Annotated in this window: 13 protein-coding genes; 11 read left to right on the forward strand and 2 right to left on the reverse strand. The window is 67.2% G+C overall.

The window, feature by feature from the left end:
* Positions 1-114 precede the first annotated feature (114 nt).
* The gene (locus AC3WQR_RS13155) at positions 115-1,035 is read left to right on the forward strand and encodes a LysR family transcriptional regulator (RefSeq protein WP_492742324.1); all 921 of its coding nucleotides are present in this window, start codon (positions 115-117) and stop codon (positions 1,033-1,035) included.
* Here the strand turns inward: AC3WQR_RS13155 and AC3WQR_RS13160 are convergent.
* Positions 1,032-1,976, reverse strand: a complete 945-nt coding sequence (locus AC3WQR_RS13160) for an SMP-30/gluconolactonase/LRE family protein (RefSeq protein WP_492742325.1) — start codon at positions 1,974-1,976, stop codon at positions 1,032-1,034. The genes AC3WQR_RS13155 and AC3WQR_RS13160 overlap by 4 nt on opposite strands.
* A gap of 108 nt (positions 1,977-2,084) precedes the next feature.
* On the opposite strand from AC3WQR_RS13160, the gene AC3WQR_RS13165 reads away from it, so the two are divergent.
* Positions 2,085-2,885: an SDR family NAD(P)-dependent oxidoreductase gene (locus tag AC3WQR_RS13165; RefSeq protein WP_492742326.1), complete on the forward strand. Its 801-nt coding sequence runs from the start codon at positions 2,085-2,087 to the stop codon at positions 2,883-2,885.
* Here AC3WQR_RS13165 and AC3WQR_RS13170 read toward each other — a convergent pair whose 3' ends face one another.
* Complete coding sequence (locus AC3WQR_RS13170; protein WP_062480583.1) at positions 2,886-3,845, reverse strand: LysR family transcriptional regulator; 960 nt, start codon at positions 3,843-3,845, stop codon at positions 2,886-2,888.
* A gap of 147 nt (positions 3,846-3,992) precedes the next feature.
* Here AC3WQR_RS13170 and AC3WQR_RS13175 point away from each other — a divergent pair, with 147 nt between their 5' ends.
* Genes AC3WQR_RS13175 through AC3WQR_RS13215 form a run of 9 tightly spaced genes read left to right on the forward strand, consistent with a single transcriptional unit; the run spans position 3,993 to position 15,606 of the window.
* Positions 3,993-5,447, forward strand: coding sequence for an aldehyde dehydrogenase family protein (locus AC3WQR_RS13175; RefSeq protein WP_492742327.1), 1,455 nt, complete (start codon positions 3,993-3,995; stop codon positions 5,445-5,447).
* Positions 5,448-5,484: 37 nt separating this feature from the next.
* Positions 5,485-6,450: an ABC transporter substrate-binding protein gene (locus tag AC3WQR_RS13180; protein WP_492742328.1), complete on the forward strand. Its 966-nt coding sequence runs from the start codon at positions 5,485-5,487 to the stop codon at positions 6,448-6,450.
* Between the two features lie 12 nt (positions 6,451-6,462).
* Complete coding sequence (gene chvE, locus AC3WQR_RS13185; protein WP_492742329.1) at positions 6,463-7,533, forward strand: multiple monosaccharide ABC transporter substrate-binding protein; 1,071 nt, start codon at positions 6,463-6,465, stop codon at positions 7,531-7,533.
* A gap of 32 nt (positions 7,534-7,565) precedes the next feature.
* Entirely contained in the window at positions 7,566-9,092 is a 1,527-nt protein-coding gene (gene mmsA / locus AC3WQR_RS13190; protein ID WP_492742376.1) for a multiple monosaccharide ABC transporter ATP-binding protein, read from the forward strand.
* Complete coding sequence (mmsB, locus tag AC3WQR_RS13195; RefSeq protein WP_492742330.1) at positions 9,079-10,284, forward strand: multiple monosaccharide ABC transporter permease; 1,206 nt, start codon at positions 9,079-9,081, stop codon at positions 10,282-10,284. The genes mmsA and mmsB overlap by 14 nt, the downstream gene beginning before the upstream one ends.
* Before the next feature lie 4 nt (positions 10,285-10,288).
* Positions 10,289-11,809 carry a sugar ABC transporter ATP-binding protein gene (locus AC3WQR_RS13200; protein WP_492742331.1) on the forward strand — a complete coding sequence of 507 codons (1,521 nt, stop codon included), beginning with the start codon at positions 10,289-10,291 and terminating at the stop codon, positions 11,807-11,809.
* Positions 11,806-12,840 (forward strand): ABC transporter permease, encoded by a 1,035-nt coding sequence (locus tag AC3WQR_RS13205; RefSeq protein WP_492742332.1) that lies wholly within the window; start codon positions 11,806-11,808, stop codon positions 12,838-12,840. Before AC3WQR_RS13200 ends, AC3WQR_RS13205 begins: the two co-directional genes overlap by 4 nt.
* Positions 12,837-13,859, forward strand: coding sequence for a galactofuranose ABC transporter, permease protein YjfF (gene yjfF / locus AC3WQR_RS13210; protein WP_492742333.1), 1,023 nt, complete (start codon positions 12,837-12,839; stop codon positions 13,857-13,859). Before AC3WQR_RS13205 ends, yjfF begins: the two co-directional genes overlap by 4 nt.
* Positions 13,860-13,869: 10 nt before the next feature.
* The gene (locus AC3WQR_RS13215) at positions 13,870-15,606 is read left to right on the forward strand and encodes an IlvD/Edd family dehydratase (protein WP_492742334.1); all 1,737 of its coding nucleotides are present in this window, start codon (positions 13,870-13,872) and stop codon (positions 15,604-15,606) included.
* Positions 15,607-15,614 lie beyond the last annotated feature (8 nt).

The raw sequence follows: 15,614 nt of genomic DNA on the forward strand, positions 1-15,614 counted from the left end.
CCTTCGTTTGTGGCCATGCGGCCTGCGACCGCGAGGCCTCGAAGATACGAACGGCAGGCGCCATCGGGAAGCCACGCGCGCCGCCATAGACCTTCATCCAGACCGAGAGAATCCATGGACCAGATTCAGGACATCCGGGCCTTCGTGGCCATCGTCGACCACGGCAGCCAGAGCGCGGCGGCCCGGCACCTGGGGCGCTCGGTGCAGTCCATCAGCCGCTCGCTGAGCATGCTCGAGCGCAGCCTGGGCGTGCAGCTCCTTCGCCGCACCACGCGGCAGTCGTCGGTCACCGAAGTGGGGCTGGCCTACCACCGCCGCGTGCAGGCCGCGCTGGCGGAGTTCGATGCGGCGGCCGTCGAGGCCAGCAGCCAGCTCGCCTCGCCGAGGGGCCTGTTGCGCGTGGCCGCGCCGGTGCAGTTCGCGCCGGCCTTCGTGGTGCCGCTGATCGGCGCGTTCATGCAGCGCTACCCGGACATGGAGGTCGAGCTCACGGCCTCCGACCGTTTCGTGGACCTGATCGAAGGCGAGCTGGACCTGGCCATCCGCATCGGCGAGCTGCCCGATTCCGAACTGGCGGCCAAGCCGCTCGGCGAGCTGCGGCTGGTGGTGTTCGGCTCGCCGGCGTACTTCGCGCGGCACGGGCGGCCGCAGCGGCCCGAAGACCTGGCCGACCACCAGTGCGTGGTGCGCACCCCCCCCCCCCACGGCAGCGACGCGCACTGGCCCTTCACGGTCGACGGCACGCTGCAGCGCGTCAAGGTGACGGGGCGCTTCCGGGCCGACAACACCGCCGCGATCTATGCGGCCGTGCTGAGCGGGCTGGGCCTGTTCTTCACGCCGCTGTGGCAGATCCGCGACCTGCTCGACAGCGGGCAGGCCGAACTGGTGCTGACCGAGTTCGAGTCGCCGAGGATTCCGGTCCACGCGGTGTGGCCTTCATCCCGCGGCAGCTTCGCGCGGGCCCGGCTGTTCGCCGATTTCGCGGCGGCGCACCTGCCGTCGCTGCAGCCGCGCGAGGGGCCCGGGGCGGCCTAGCCCGCGAACAGCGCCGCCGGCACGCCCGGGCTGTCGATGCGCACCGAGAAGAGCCCACCGGCCAGCGGCTCGCTCTTCAGTTGATCTTCGGTGCGGCCGTTGCGCGCGGTCGTGATGTAGAGCGTCTGCATGTCGGCACCGCCGAAGGCGCAGTCGGTCACGTTGCTCGCGGGCAGCGCGATGCGGCACAGCTCGGCGGCGCTCACCGGGTCGTGGCAGGTGACGCAGGCGCCGTCCCAGTGCGCGATCCACAGGCAGCCGGCCGCGTCGGTGGTCATGCCGTCGGGCAGGCCGTCGCCCTTCGGGAAACGGTGCCACACACGCTTGTTCGACACCGCGCCGGCGTCCATGTCGAAGTCGTAGGCGTACATCGTGTTGATCGCCGTGTTGTTGAAGTACATGGTGCGGCCGTCGCCCGACCACGTCGGCCCGTTGGTCACCTCGAAGCCGTCGTCGTGCCGGGTGCATCGGCCCTCGGCGTCGAAGCGGTAGAGCGCGCCGGTGGGCGCCTTGCAGTCGAAGTCCATGCTGCCGGCCCAGAAGCGGCCGCGGCTGTCGCACTTGCCGTCGTTGAAGCGGTTGCCGGTGCGCTCGGGTTCGGGCTGGTGCAGGTAGCGCGGCTTCGTGGTGTCGCCGGGCGCGGTGGTGTCGAACAGCGCGAAGCCGCGGCGCAGCGTGAGGAACAGGCCCGGCGCCGACGCGCGCTCGGCGATGGCGGTGATCTCTTCGTCGAAGTGCCAGGTGCGCTGCGCGCCCGTGGCCGGGTCGTAGCGGAACAGGCGCGGCTGCAGGATGTCGATCCAGTACAGCGCCTGCTCGCGCACCGACCACAGCGTGCCTTCGCCGAGGTCGGCGGCGGCCGGCCAGAGGCATTCGGGGGTGCCGAGCACGCGGGGCGCTGCGAGCGGCGAAGAAGGGGCGCTTGTCTCTTGCATGTTCATTTGTTCTTTCTGTAGGTCATGTCGCCTTGACGCGGCGGATCGTATCAAGGCATATTGATAATAGAAATTGAAAATAACTGCATCGATTGATATGTGTTTTGCAATGTCATGAGATGCCTCCTGGAGACCTTTTCCTTGAATTCCCCCCAGCTTTCCATCCATCCCAGCCTGAAGGGCCGCACCGTGTTCGTCACCGGCGGCGGCAGCGGCATCGGCGCGGCCATCGTCGCTGCTTTCGCGGCGCAGGGCGCGCGCGTGGCCTTTGTCGATATTGCAGAAGCTGCCAGCGCGGCGCTCGCCGCGCAAATCGCCGAAGCCGGCCACGCCGCGCCGTGGTGGCGCGCCTGCGACGTGCGCGACATCGGCGCGCTGCAGCAGGCCATGGCCGACGCGGCCGCCGAGCTCGGCGACTTCGCGGTGCTGGTCAACAACGTGGCCAGCGACGACCGCCACACGCTCGCATCGGTCACGCCCGACTACTACGACAACCGCATGGCCATCAACGAACGGCCCGCGCTGTTCGCGATCCAGTCGGTGGTGCCGGGCATGAAGCGCCTGGGCTTCGGCTCGGTGATCAACCTCGGCTCCACGGGCTGGCAGACCAAGGGCTCGGGCTACCCCTGCTACGCGATCGCCAAGTCGTCGGTGAACGGCCTCACGCGCGGGCTCGCGGTGGAGCTGGGCCGCGATCGCATCCGCATCAACACCGTGTCGCCCGGCTGGGTGATGACCGAGCGGCAGGTGGCACTGTGGCTCGACGAGGAGGGCGAGAAGGCGCTGCACCGCAACCAGTGCCTGCCCGACAAGCTGATGCCGGAAGACATCGCGCGCATGGTGCTGTTCCTCGCGTCGGACGACGCGAAGATGTGCACGGCGCAGGAGTTCACGGTGGACGCCGGCTGGACCTGATCAGTCCATCTCGAGCTTGCGTCCGTAGACGCTCATGCTCGCCGTTTTCAAGGCCTTCATCATCACCTTCGCCGCCGGCGACAGCAGCCGGTCGGTGCGCGTGATGATGCCGAAGGCGTCCATGTGGCAGGGCATGTCCAGCGGCAGCAGCGACACGATGCCGTGCGCCGCGTAGTAGCGCGCCACGTCGGTCGCCAGCACCGCGACCATGTCGCTTTGCTGCAGCATGCGCGTGATGAACAGCAGCGCCGGGCTCTCGATGATGTTGCCCGGCGGCGCCAGGCCTTCCTCCTGGAACATCAGCTCGAAGCGGTGGCGCAGCACGCTGCCCGCGGGCGGCACGATCCAGCCGGCGCCCACCACGTCGCGCAGCGTGAGGCCGCTCACGCCCAGCAGCGGATGGCCGGGGCGCACCAGCGCGCACACGGGTTCCTCGGTGAGCGCCTCGTAGCGCAGCTGCGACTTGTCGTGCTCGGCGAACAGCCGCGCCACGAGGATGTCGAGCTTGCCCTGCTCGAGCCGCTCGAGCAGCACCGGGCTGGTCTCGATCTCCAGTGACACGCGCAGGTCGGGCTGCTCGCGCTTGACCATCGCCACGGCCGGCGGCATCAGCGTGAGTCCCGGCGCGGTGATGGCGCCCACGTTCACCTGGCCGAGGCGCCCGGCCTTCAGCGCGGTGAGCTCGTCGTGCGCCTGGTTCAGGCTGGCCAGCGCCACGCGGGCGTGGCGAATCATGGTCTCGCCGTACCAGGTGGGGCGCATGCCGCGCGGCAGCCGCTCGAACAGCGGCACCTCGAGCACGTCTTCCAGGTCCTTCAGCAATTTCGACGCGGCGGGCTGCGTCATGTTGAGCACCTGCGCCGCGCGGTGGATGTTGCCTTCCTCGGCCAGCGCCACCAGCAACAGCAGCTGGCGGGTCTTGAGGCGGGCGCGGATGAACCAGTGGTTGTAGGTGTTCATGAAGAGGGTGCGAACGAAGGTCTGACGGGGTTTTCCAGAATCCACCGATTGATATGCATTTTGTCTAAAAAACGATTGGATCGATATCGAAATCATTCCTAGACTTCCGCCCCAGTCCCATAACAACAGAGACAAGGCAACGCCACGGTGATCCACGGCGAGCTTCGGCAGAGCGTGCGCCAGTACATCAACGGCCGCTGGGAAACCAGCGCGACCACCGGTGTCAGCGTCAATCCATCGGACACCAGCGAAGTGGTGGCCGAGTACGCACGTGCCGACCGGCGCCAGGTCGAGCTGGCGATTCGCGCGGCCAGCGAAGCCTTCGTGCACTGGAGCCACAGCGCGCCGCAGCGGCGCGCCGACGTGCTCGACCGCATCGGCGCCGAGCTGCTGGCCCGCAAGGACGAGCTGGGCCTGCTGCTGGCGCGCGAGGTCGGCAAGACGCTGCCCGAGGCCGTGGCCGAGGTGGCGCGCGCGGGCCAGATCTTCAAGTTCTTCGCGGGCGAGGCCCTGCGCGGCGGCGGTGGCGAGAACGTGGCCTCGGTGCGCGCCGGCGTGCAGGTCGACGTGACGCGCGAACCGGTCGGCGTGGTGGGCCTCATCACGCCGTGGAACACGCCCTTCGCCGTGCCGGCCTCCAAGATCGCCGCGGCACTGGCGCACGGCAACAGCGTGGTCTTCAAGCCGGCCGAGCTGGTGCCGGCCTGCGGCTGGGCGCTCACAGACATCATCGGCCGCGCCACGCTGCCGGCCGGCGTGTTCAACCTCGTGATGGGCAGCGGGCGCGAAGCCGGCCAGGCGCTGGTCGACAGCCCGCTGGTCGATGCGCTGAGCTTCACCGGCTCGGCCGCCAATGGCGAACGCGTGCTGCAGGCCGCGGCCGCACGGCGCGCCAAGGTGCAGCTGGAGATGGGCGGCAAGAACGCGCTGGTGGTGCTGGCCGATGCCGACCTGGACCGCGCCGTCGATTGCGCGGTGCAGGGCGCCTACTTTTCCAACGGCCAGCGCTGCACCGCATCGAGCCGCCTCATCGTCGAAGCCGCCGTGCACGACGCCTTCGTGGCGCAGCTGCGCCAGCGCCTGAAGACGCTGAAGATCGGCCACGCGCTGGAGCGCGGCATCGACATCGGCCCCGTGGCCGACGAAGAGCGGCTGGCGCAGAACCTCGCGTGGATCGACATCGCACGCGAAGAGGGCGCGGAACACGTGTGGGGCGGCGAGGCGCTGCAGCGCGCCACCGCCGGCCACTACATGAGCCCCGCGCTCTTCCTGGCCCAACCCGAACACCGCATCGCACGCGAAGAAATCTTCGGGCCGCTGGCCTGCGTGCTGCGCGCCGCCGATTACGACGAAGCGCTCGTGCTGTGCAACGACACGCCCTTCGGCCTGTGCGCGGGCATCTGCACCAATTCGCTGAAGCACGCGATGCACTTCAGGCGCCATGCCGTGGTCGGCATGACGATGGTCAATCTGCCGACCGCGGGGGTGGACTTTCATGTGCCCTTCGGCGGCCGCAAGGGGTCGGGCTACGGGCCGCGCGAACAAGGGCGCCACGCCGCGGAGTTCTACACGACGGTGAAGACCGGCTACATGCTGGCCTGACCGAACACATCACAGACTCATCAAGAAGGAGACAACCATGACCATGAATCGCCGCACCCTCAACACCGCGCTCGCCGCCGCAGCCCTGGGCAGCCTGCTGCCCGTGTCCGCCCTCGCGCAGAAGAAACTCGTGCTGGGCTTCGCGCAGGTGGGCGCCGAGAGCGAATGGCGCACCGCCAACACCGAGTCGATCAAGTCCTCGGCCAAGGAGGCGGGCATCGAACTGAAGTTCTCCGATGCGCAGCAGAAGCAGGAGAACCAGATCAAGGCCATCCGCTCGTACATCGCGCAGAAGGTGGACGTGATCGCGTTCTCGCCCGTGGTCGAGTCGGGCTGGGAAACCGTGCTGCGCGAGGCCAAGGCCGCCAAGATCCCGGTGGTGCTGACCGACCGCTCCGTGAACACCAAGGACGACTCGCTCTACGTGACCTTCATGGGCTCCGACTTCACCGAGGAAGGCCGCAAGGCCGGCCGCTGGCTGGTCGAGAAGATGAAGGACCAGAAGGGCGAGGTGAACATCGTCGAGCTGCAGGGCACCGTGGGCTCGGCGCCGGCCATCGACCGCAAGAAGGGCTTCGAGGAAATCATCAAGGCCGACCCGAAGTTCAAGATCACCCGCTCGCAGACCGGCGACTTCACGCGCGCCAAGGGCAAGGAGGTGATGGAAGCCTTCCTCAAGGCCGAGGGCAAGAAGATCAACGTGCTCTACGCGCACAACGACGACATGGCCATCGGCGCGATCCAGGCCATCGAAGAGGCCGGCCTGAAGCCCGCAAAGGACATCACCATCATCTCCATCGACGGGGTGAAGGGCGCCTTCGAAGCCATGATCGCCGGCAAGCTCAACGTGTCGGTCGAATGCAGCCCGCTGCTCGGGCCGCAGCTCATGAGCGCGGTGAAGGACATCAAGGCCGGCAAGACGCTGCCCAAGCGCATCGTCACGGAAGAAGGCATCTTCCCCATGGAAGTCGCCGCCAAAGAGTTCCCCAACCGCAAGTACTGAGGACCGACCGACATGAAACGCAACTTCCTCAAGGCCTCGCTCGCGGGCCTGGCCTTCGCCGTCGTCGGCTTCACGCCGCTGGCCCACGCGCAGGACAAGGGCCTGATCGCCATCTCGATGCCCACCAAGTCGTCGGCGCGCTGGATCGCCGACGGCGCCAACATGGTCAAGTACTTCAAGGACAAGGGCTACAAGACCGACCTGCAGTACGCGGACGACGACATTCCGAACCAGCTCGCGCAGATCGAGAACATGGTGACGAAGGGCTCGAAGGTCTTGGTCATCGCGGCCATCGACGGCACAACGTTGTCCGACGTGCTGCAAAAGGCGGCTGACAAGGGCGTGAAGGTCATTGCCTACGACCGGCTCATCAAGGGCTCGAAGAACGTCGACTACTACGCCACCTTCGACAACTTCCAGGTCGGCGTGCTGCAGGCGCAATCCATCGAGGCGGCGCTGGGCCTGAAGAGCGGCAAGGGCCCGTTCAACATCGAGCTGTTCGGCGGCTCGCCGGACGACAACAACGCCTTCTTCTTCTACAACGGCGCGATGTCGGTGCTCGACCCGTACATCAAGAGCGGCAAGCTCGTGGTGCGCAGCAAGCAGATGGGCATGGACAAGGTCGGCACGCTGCGCTGGGACGGCGCGGTGGCGCAGGCGCGCATGGACAACCTGCTGTCGGCCTACTACACGAAGGACCGCGTCGATGCGGTGCTGTCGCCGTACGACGGCCTGTCGATCGGTATCCTGTCGTCGCTCAAGGGCGTGGGCTATGGCTCGGGCTCGCAGGCGATGCCGGTGGTGTCGGGGCAGGACGCGGAGATTCCCTCGGTCAAGTCGATCCTGCGCAAGGAGCAAAGCTCCACCGTGTTCAAGGACACGCGCGAGCTGGCGAAGGTGACGGTGGCGATGGTCGACGCCATGCTCTCGGGCAAGGCGCCCGAGGTGAACGACACCAAGACCTACAACAACGGCATCAAGGTCGTGCCCTCGTACTTGCTCAAGCCGGTGAGCGTGGACGGCTCCAACTGGAAGCAGGTGCTGGTGGACAGCGGCTACTACAAGGAAAGCCAGGTCAAGTGAGCCCGGCCGGCGAAGCGCGCACGATCCTCGCGATGCGCGGGATCACCAAGACGTTCCCGGGCGTGAAGGCCCTGAGCAACGTCAACCTCGCCGTGCGCGCGGGGGAGATCCACGCGGTGGTCGGGGAGAACGGCGCGGGCAAGTCGACGCTCATGAAGGTCTTGAGCGGCGTCTACCCGTGCGACTCCTATACCGGCGAGATCCATTTCGAAGGTGAGCTTCGCCGCTTCAAGGGCATCGCCGACAGCGAGAAGCTGGGCATCATCATCATTCACCAGGAGCTCGCGTTGGTGCCGCTGCTCTCGATTGCCGAGAACATCTTCCTGGGCAACGAGATCGCGAGCGGCGGCGTGATCGACTGGTTCGCCGCCTATGCGAAGACGCGCGAGCTGCTCGCCAAGGTGGGCCTGAAGGAGCTTCCCACGACGCTGGTGACCGACTTGGGCGTCGGCAAGCAGCAGCTCGTGGAAATCGCCAAGGCGCTGGCGAAGGAAGTGAAGCTCCTGATCCTCGACGAGCCCACCGCGAGCCTGAACGAGAACGACAGCGATGCGTTGCTCGCGCTGCTGCTCGAACTGAAGCGCCAGGGCATCGCGTCGATCCTCATCTCGCACAAGCTCAACGAGATCGCCAAGGTGGCCGATTCGATCACCGTGCTGCGCGATGGCTCGACGGTGGAAACCATCGACTGCCGCAGCGACCCGATCAGCGAAGACCGCATCATCCGCGGCATGGTGGGCCGCGACATGGAACACCGCTACCCGCAGCGCTCGCCGAAGATCGGCGAGACGGTGCTGGAGGTGCGCGACTGGCGCGTGCACCACGCGCTGCATGCCGACCGCGAGCAGATCAAGGGCGTGAACCTGCAGGTGCGCCAGGGCGAGATCGTCGGCATCGCGGGCCTCATGGGCGCGGGGCGCACCGAGCTGGCGATGAGCGTGTTCGGCAAGTCGTACGGCCAGCGCATCAGCGGCTTGGTGCTGATGCACGGCCAGCCGGTGGACGTGAGCACCGTGCGCAAGGCCATCGACCACGGCATCGCCTACGTCACCGAAGACCGCAAGGGCCTCGGGCTGGTGCTGGAGGAAGGCATCCGCAAGAACATCAGCCTCGCGAACCTCGATGCGATTGCCGAACGCGCGGTGATCGACGACGGCCGCGAGTTCAAGGTGGCCAACGACTTCAGGAAGGCGCTGAACATCCGCTGCGCGGGCGTCGAGCAGCTGGTGGTCAACCTGTCGGGTGGCAACCAGCAGAAGGTGGTGCTGAGCAAGTGGCTCTTCACCAAACCCGAGCTGCTGATATTGGACGAACCCACGCGCGGCATCGACGTGGGCGCCAAGTACGAGATCTACACCATCATCGACCAGCTCGCGAGCGAGGGCAAAGGCATTCTCATGATTTCTTCCGAACTGCCCGAGCTGCTGGGCATGTGCGACCGCATCTACGTGATGAACGAGGGGCGCTTCGTGGCCGAGTTCACCGCGGCCGAGGCGTCGCAGGAGCGCATCATGCATGCGATCGTGAGCGCAGGGAGTTCTGTTCATGTCGCCGCCTGAAGCCAACGCGGTGCAGGGCGCCGCACCCGTCACCCCGAAGCTCCATGTGGGCTTCCTGAAGAACAACCTGCGCGAATACGGCATGCTGATCTCGCTGGTCGCGATCATGGTGCTGTTCCAGGTGCTGACCGACGGCACGCTGCTGCGGCCGCTGAACCTCACCAACCTGCTGCTGCAGAACAGCTACGTCGTCATCATGGCGCTGGGCATGCTGCTGGTGATTGTGGCGGGGCACATCGACCTGTCGGTGGGTTCGGTCTGCGGCTTCATCGGCGCGCTCGCGGCGGTGCTGATGGTGGAGTACGAGTGGCACTTCGTGCCGACCGCGATCGTCAGCATCGCAGCCGGTGCGGTGATCGGCGCCGCGCAGGGCTGGTTCGTCGCGTTCCGCAAGATCCCGTCGTTCATCGTCACGCTCGCGGGCATGCTGGTGTTCAAGGGGCTCACGCTGGCGCTGCTGGCGGGGCAGTCGGTGGGGCCGTTTCCGGTCGAGTTCCAGCGCCTGAGTTCGGGCTTCATTCCCGATCCGCTCGGCGGCGACACCTTGCGCACCACCTCGCTGATCGTGGGCGCGCTGGCGGCCGCGGCGCTGGTGTTCTTCAAGCTGCGTGGGCGCGCCAAGCTCAAGGCGCACGGCATGGAACAGGAGCCGTATGCCTTCTTCCTCGTGAAGAACCTGTTCTTCGCGGCGATCATTCTTTTCTTCAGCTACCTGCTCTCCACCTACAAGGGCCTGCCCAACGTGCTGGTGGTGATGGCGGTGCTGATCGTGGTGTACGACTTCGTCACGAATCGCACGACCATCGGCCGGCGCATCTATGCGCTGGGCGGCAACGAGAAGGCGGCGCGGCTCTCGGGCGTGAAGACGCAGCGCCTCGCGTTCCTCACCTTCGTGAACATGGGCGCGCTGGCGGCGTTGGCAGGGCTCGTGTTCGCGGCGCGCCTCAACACGGCCACGCCCAAGGCGGGCCTCGGCTTCGAGCTCGATGTGATTGCTGCCTGCTTCATCGGCGGCGCCTCGGCCTCGGGTGGCGTGGGCCGCGTGATGGGCGCGGTGATCGGCGCCTTCATCATGGGCGTGATGAACAACGGCATGTCGATCCTCGGCATCGGCATCGACTACCAGCAGGTCATCAAGGGGCTGGTGCTGCTGGCGGCGGTGTTCATCGACGTCTACAACAAGAACAAGTAGCCGCATGACCGACAGCACCACCACCCCCGTGCTGGAGCTGCGGGGCATCCACAAGCAGTTCGGCGGCATCTCTGTGCTGAACGACGTGCAGCTGAAGCTCTACCCGGGCGAGATCCATGCGCTGATGGGACAGAACGGCGCGGGCAAGTCCACGCTCATCAAGGTGCTGACGGGCGTGCTGCCTTCGAGCGGCGGCGAGATGTTCCTGGGTGGCCAGGCCATCCGTCCCGCCTCGCCGCTGGAAGCGCAGAAGCTGGGCATCAGCACGGTCTACCAGGAGGTGAACCTGTGCCCGAACCTCTCGGTGGCGGAAAACGTGTTCGCGGGACGCTATCCGCGCTGCGGCGCGCTGCAGGGCTTTCGCATCGACTGGGCGGCGGTGAACCGCAGGGCGTCGGAGCTGCTGGCGCGCATCGGGCTCGACATCGACGTGACGCGGCTCCTGTCGAGCTATTCGGTCGCGGTGCAGCAGATGGTGGCGATCGCACGGGCGCTCGGCGTGTCGTCGAAGGTGTTGATCCTCGACGAGCCGACGTCGAGCCTCGATGACGATGAAGTCGAGAAGCTGTTCGAGGTGTTGCGGCGCTTGCGTGGCGAAGGCCTTGCCATCGTCTTCGTGACGCACTTCCTGAACCAGATGTACGCGGTGTCCGACCGCATCACCGTGCTGCGCAACGGCAACTGGGTCGGCGAGTGGAAGGCTGCGGACCTCGGCCCGCAGGCGTTGATCGCGGCGATGCTGGGTCGCGAGTTGGCGGCGCAATCGGCACGATCTGCCGCGCTGCCCGCGTTCGACGAAGCGGCGCCCGCGTTGCTGCAATCGGAAGGACTGGGGCAGGCCGGCCAGTTGCAGGCGACCGATCTGCGTGTGCGTGCCGGCGAGGTCGTCGGCATCGCCGGCCTGCTCGGCGCGGGCCGCACCGAACTGGCGCGCCTGTTGTTCGGCCTCGAATCGCCCGACCGTGGCGTGCTGAAGATCGACGGCCGCTCCGTCAGCTTTTCGAATCCCGCCGACGCGATCCGCGAAGGCCTCGCGCTGTGCCCCGAAGAGCGCAAGACCGATGGCATCGTGGCCGAGCTGTCGGTGCGCGAGAACATCGCGCTCGCGCTGCAGGCCCGGCTCGGCACGCGGAAATTTCTCTCGCATGCGGAGCAGACCGCGATGGCCGAGCGCTTCGTCGCCTCGCTGGGCATCAAGACCGCGAGCGTCGAAACCCCCATCGGCCTGCTCTCGGGCGGCAACCAGCAGAAAGCCATGATCGCGCGCTGGCTCGCCACCGAGCCGCGCCTGCTGATCCTGGACGAACCCACGCGCGGCATTGACGTGGCTGCCAAGCAGGAAATCATGGAAGAGATCCTGCGGCTCGCGCGCGCGGGCATGGCGGTGATCTTCATCTCGTCGGAGATGAGCGAGGTGGTGCGTGTCGCGCATCGCATCGTGGTGCTGCGCGACCGGCAGAAGGTGGGCGAACTGCCGGGCGGCTCGACCGAGGACGAGGTCTACGAAATGATTGCCGCCGCATGAACCGCCTTTCGTCCCTCATGAGCCACCGGCTCGCCTGGCCCGTCATCACGCTGCTGTTGCTGCTCGCCATCAACACCGCATTCAACGCGAGCTTCCTGCACCTCGAATGGCGCGACGGCCATCTCTACGGCAGCCTGATCGACATCGTGAACCGCGCGGCGCCGCTGGTGCTGGTCTCGCTGGGCATGACGCTGGTGATCGCCACGCGCGGCATCGACATCTCGGTGGGCGCGGTGGTGGCCATCGCGGCGGCGGTCGCGGCCTGGATGATCGGCGGCTCGGTGTCCAGCGACGTGAGCCGCTTCCCGATGCCGCTCGCGATCCTCGCGGCGCTCGGTGTCGCGCTGCTGTGCGGCCTGTGGAACGGCCTCTTGGTCGCCAAGGTCGGCATGCAGCCGATCATCGCGACGCTGATCCTCATGGTGGCGGGGCGCGGCATCGCGCAGCTGGTCGCGGACGGCCAGATCATCACGATCTACTACAAGCCCTTCTTCTTCCTCGGCAGCGGCTACCTGCTGGGGCTGCCGTTCTCGCTGTTCATCGTGGCGGCGGTGTTCGCGCTGCTGTATCTCGCGATCACGCGCACGGCGCTCGGCCTGTTCATCCAGGCGGTGGGCATCAACCCGACGGCGGCGCGTGTCGCGGGCATCCAGGCGCGGCGTCTCGTCGTCGGCGCGTATGCGTTCTGCGGCGTGTGCGCGGGCGTGGCGGGCCTGTTGATCAGCTCGAACGTGAAGAGCGCGGACGGCAACAACGCCGGCCAGCTGCTGGAGCTCGATGCGATCCTCGCCGTCACGCTCGGCGGCACGGCGCTCACGGGCGGGCGCTTCAGCCTCGTGGGCAGCGTGATCGGCGCGCTCATCATCCAGACGCTCACCTACGCGATCTATTCGCTGGGCGTGCCGCCGGAGATCAACCTCGTGGTGAAGGCGGTGGTGGTGTTCGTGGTGATGCTGATGCAGTCGCCGGAGTTCCGGGCGGAGGTTCGCACACTGGTGCTGCGGCCGGTGCATGACGGGAGCAGGGCATGAGCGCGGTGATCGAGGCCGCACCCTCGGCGCCAACCGCTTCCGCGCGTGGGAGCAAGGCAAGGCTCAATCCGAAATACCTGCCGCTCACCGCGACCATCTCGCTGTTCGTGCTGATGGCCACGCTGGGCTCGGTGTTCTACGACGGCTTCTTCTCGGCGCAGGTGTTCCTCAACCTGCTGATCGACAACGCCTTTCTCATCGTCGTCGCGGTCGGCATGACCTTCGTGATCCTCTCGGGCGGCATCGACCTCTCGGTGGGCTCGGTGATCGCGCTCACGACGATGGTGTCGGCCTCGCTGGTCGAGAAGCACGGGTGGAGCCCGACCATCGTGATCCCGCTGGTGCTGGCGATGGGCACGGCCTTCGGCGCATTCATGGGCCTGCTCATCGAACGCTTCCGGCTGCAGCCCTTCATCGTCACGCTCGCGGGCATGTTCCTCGCGCGCGGGCTGTGCTACCTCATCAGCATCGACTCGATCAGCATCACCAACGATTTCTATTCGGAGGTCTCGCAGATCCGCATTCCGATCTGGGGCGAGGCCTCGGTGTCGGTCAGCGCGGTGATCGCCATCGCCGTGCTGCTGGCCGCGGTGTTCATCGCGCACTGCACGCCGTTCGGCCGCGCGGTGTACGCCATCGGCGGCAGCGAGCATTCGGCGATGCTCATGGGCCTGCCGGTGCGCCGCACGCTGGTGGGCGTGTACACGCTCTCGGGTTTCTGCTCGGCGCTGGCGGGTGTGATCTTCACCTTCTACATGCTCTCGGGCTACGGCCTGCATGCGCTCGGGCTGGAGCTCGACGCCATCGCGGCGGTGGTGATCGGCGGCACGCTGCTCACGGGCGGCGTGGGCTACGTGGCCGGCACGCTCTTCGGCGTGCTGATGCTCGGGATCATCCAGACGCTGATTTCCTTCGACGGCACGCTGAGCTCGTGGTGGACGCGCATCGTGGTCGGCGCGCTGCTCTTCGTGTTCTGCCTGCTCCAACGCTTCTTCACCTCGCGCGCCCCGCGCCGCTGACCACTTCCCCATGACAAAGAAACTGCGCTCGACCGAATGGTTCGGCTCCGCCGACAAGAACGGCTTCATGTACCGCAGCTGGATGAAGAACCAGGGCATCCCCGACCACGAGTTCGACGGCCGCCCCATCGTCGGCATCTGCAACACCTGGTCGGAACTCACGCCCTGCAACGCGCACTTCCGCAAGATCGCCGAGCACGTGAAGCGCGGCATCTCGGAGGCGGGCGGCTTCCCGGTCGAGTTCCCGGTGTTCTCGAACGGCGAATCGAACCTGCGGCCCACCGCGATGCTCACGCGCAACCTCGCGAGCATGGACGTCGAAGAAGCCATTCGCGGCAACCCGGTCGATGCGGTGGTGCTGCTCACGGGCTGCGACAAGACCACGCCCGCGCTGCTGATGGGCGCGGCCAGCTGCGACATCCCGGCCATCGTGGTCACGGGCGGGCCGATGCTCAACGGCAAGCTCGACGGCAAGGACATCGGCTCGGGCACGGCCGTGTGGCAGCTGCACGAATCGCTGAAGGCGGGCGAGATCAACCTGCACCAGTTCCTCTCGGCCGAAGGCGGCATGTCGCGCTCGGCGGGCACCTGCAACACGATGGGCACGGCCTCCACCATGGCCTGCATGGCCGAGGCGCTGGGCACCTCGCTGCCGCACAACGCGGCGATTCCGGCGGTCGATGCGCGGCGCTATGTGCTCGCGCAGATGTCGGGCGCGCGCGCGGTGCAGATGGCCAAGGACGGGCTCACGCTGTCGAAGATCCTCACGCGCGAGGCCTTCGAGAACGCGATCCGCGTGAACGCGGCCATCGGCGGATCGACCAATGCGGTGATCCACCTGAAGGCGATCACGGGGCGCATCGGCGTCGAGCTCGAACTGGAAGACTGGACGCGCATCGGCAGCCACACGCCGACCATCGTCGACCTCATGCCGTCAGGGCGCTTTTTGATGGAAGAGTTCTATTACGCGGGCGGCCTGCCCGCCGTGCTGCGCCGCCTCGGCGAGCACGGGCTGCTGCCGCACCCCGGCGCGCTCACCGTCAACGGCCAGTCGCTCTGGGACAACGTGCGCGAGGCGCCGAGCCTCAACGACGAAGTGATCCGCCCGCTCGACAACCCGCTGATCGCCGACGGCGGCATCCGCATCCTGCGCGGCAACCTGTCGCCGCGTGGCGCGGTGCTCAAGCCCTCGGCCGCCACGCCCGAGCTGCTCAAGCACCGCGGCCGCGCCGTCGTGTTCGAGAACCTGGAGCACTACAAGGCGCGCATCGTCGATGAAGACCTCGACATCGACGCGAGCTGCGTGATGGTGCTGAAGAACTGCGGCCCCAAGGGCTACCCCGGCATGGCCGAGGTCGGCAACATGGGGCTGCCGCCGAAGCTGCTGCGCCAGGGCGTGAAGGACATGGTGCGCATCTCCGACGCGCGCATGAGCGGCACGGCCTACGGCACGGTGGTGCTGCACGTCGCGCCCGAAGCGGCCGACGGCGGGCCGCTCGCGGCGGTGCGCGATGGCGACTGGATCGAGCTCGACTGCGATGCGGGGCGGTTGCACCTGGACATCAGCGACGAGGAGCTGGCGTCGCGGCTCGCCTCGTTGTCCGCATCCGATGCGCAACCCATGAGCACGCGCGGCGGCGGCTACCAGAAGCTCTACGTGAACCACGTGCTGCAGGCCGATGAAGGCTGCGACTTCGATTTCCTCGTCGGTTGCCGCGGCGCCGCCGTTCCCCGCCACTCCCACTGACCCCACAC

It is taken from the genome of Variovorax sp. FW305-3-2-15-B-LB1, from assembly GCF_058787635.1.

Excerpts from the sequence above, each read along its gene's own strand:
- mmsA (WP_492742376.1), top strand. The coding sequence starts at position 7,566 with ATGCGCGGGATCACCAAGACGTTCCCGGGCGTGAAGGCCCTGAGCAAC.
- AC3WQR_RS13205 (WP_492742332.1), top strand. The coding sequence starts at position 11,806 with ATGAACCGCCTTTCGTCCCTCATGAGCCACCGGCTCGCCTGGCCCGTC.
- yjfF (WP_492742333.1), top strand. The coding sequence starts at position 12,837 with ATGAGCGCGGTGATCGAGGCCGCACCCTCGGCGCCAACCGCTTCCGCG.
- AC3WQR_RS13155 (WP_492742324.1), top strand. The coding sequence starts at position 115 with ATGGACCAGATTCAGGACATCCGGGCCTTCGTGGCCATCGTCGACCAC.
- chvE (WP_492742329.1), top strand. The coding sequence starts at position 6,463 with ATGAAACGCAACTTCCTCAAGGCCTCGCTCGCGGGCCTGGCCTTCGCC.
- AC3WQR_RS13200 (WP_492742331.1), top strand. The coding sequence starts at position 10,289 with ATGACCGACAGCACCACCACCCCCGTGCTGGAGCTGCGGGGCATCCAC.
- AC3WQR_RS13165 (WP_492742326.1), top strand. The coding sequence starts at position 2,085 with ATGAGATGCCTCCTGGAGACCTTTTCCTTGAATTCCCCCCAGCTTTCC.
- AC3WQR_RS13170 (WP_062480583.1), bottom strand. The coding sequence starts at position 3,845 with ATGAACACCTACAACCACTGGTTCATCCGCGCCCGCCTCAAGACCCGC.
- AC3WQR_RS13180 (WP_492742328.1), top strand. The coding sequence starts at position 5,485 with ATGACCATGAATCGCCGCACCCTCAACACCGCGCTCGCCGCCGCAGCC.
- AC3WQR_RS13215 (WP_492742334.1), top strand. The coding sequence starts at position 13,870 with ATGACAAAGAAACTGCGCTCGACCGAATGGTTCGGCTCCGCCGACAAG.
- mmsB (WP_492742330.1), top strand. The coding sequence starts at position 9,079 with ATGTCGCCGCCTGAAGCCAACGCGGTGCAGGGCGCCGCACCCGTCACC.
- AC3WQR_RS13160 (WP_492742325.1), bottom strand. The coding sequence starts at position 1,976 with ATGAACATGCAAGAGACAAGCGCCCCTTCTTCGCCGCTCGCAGCGCCC.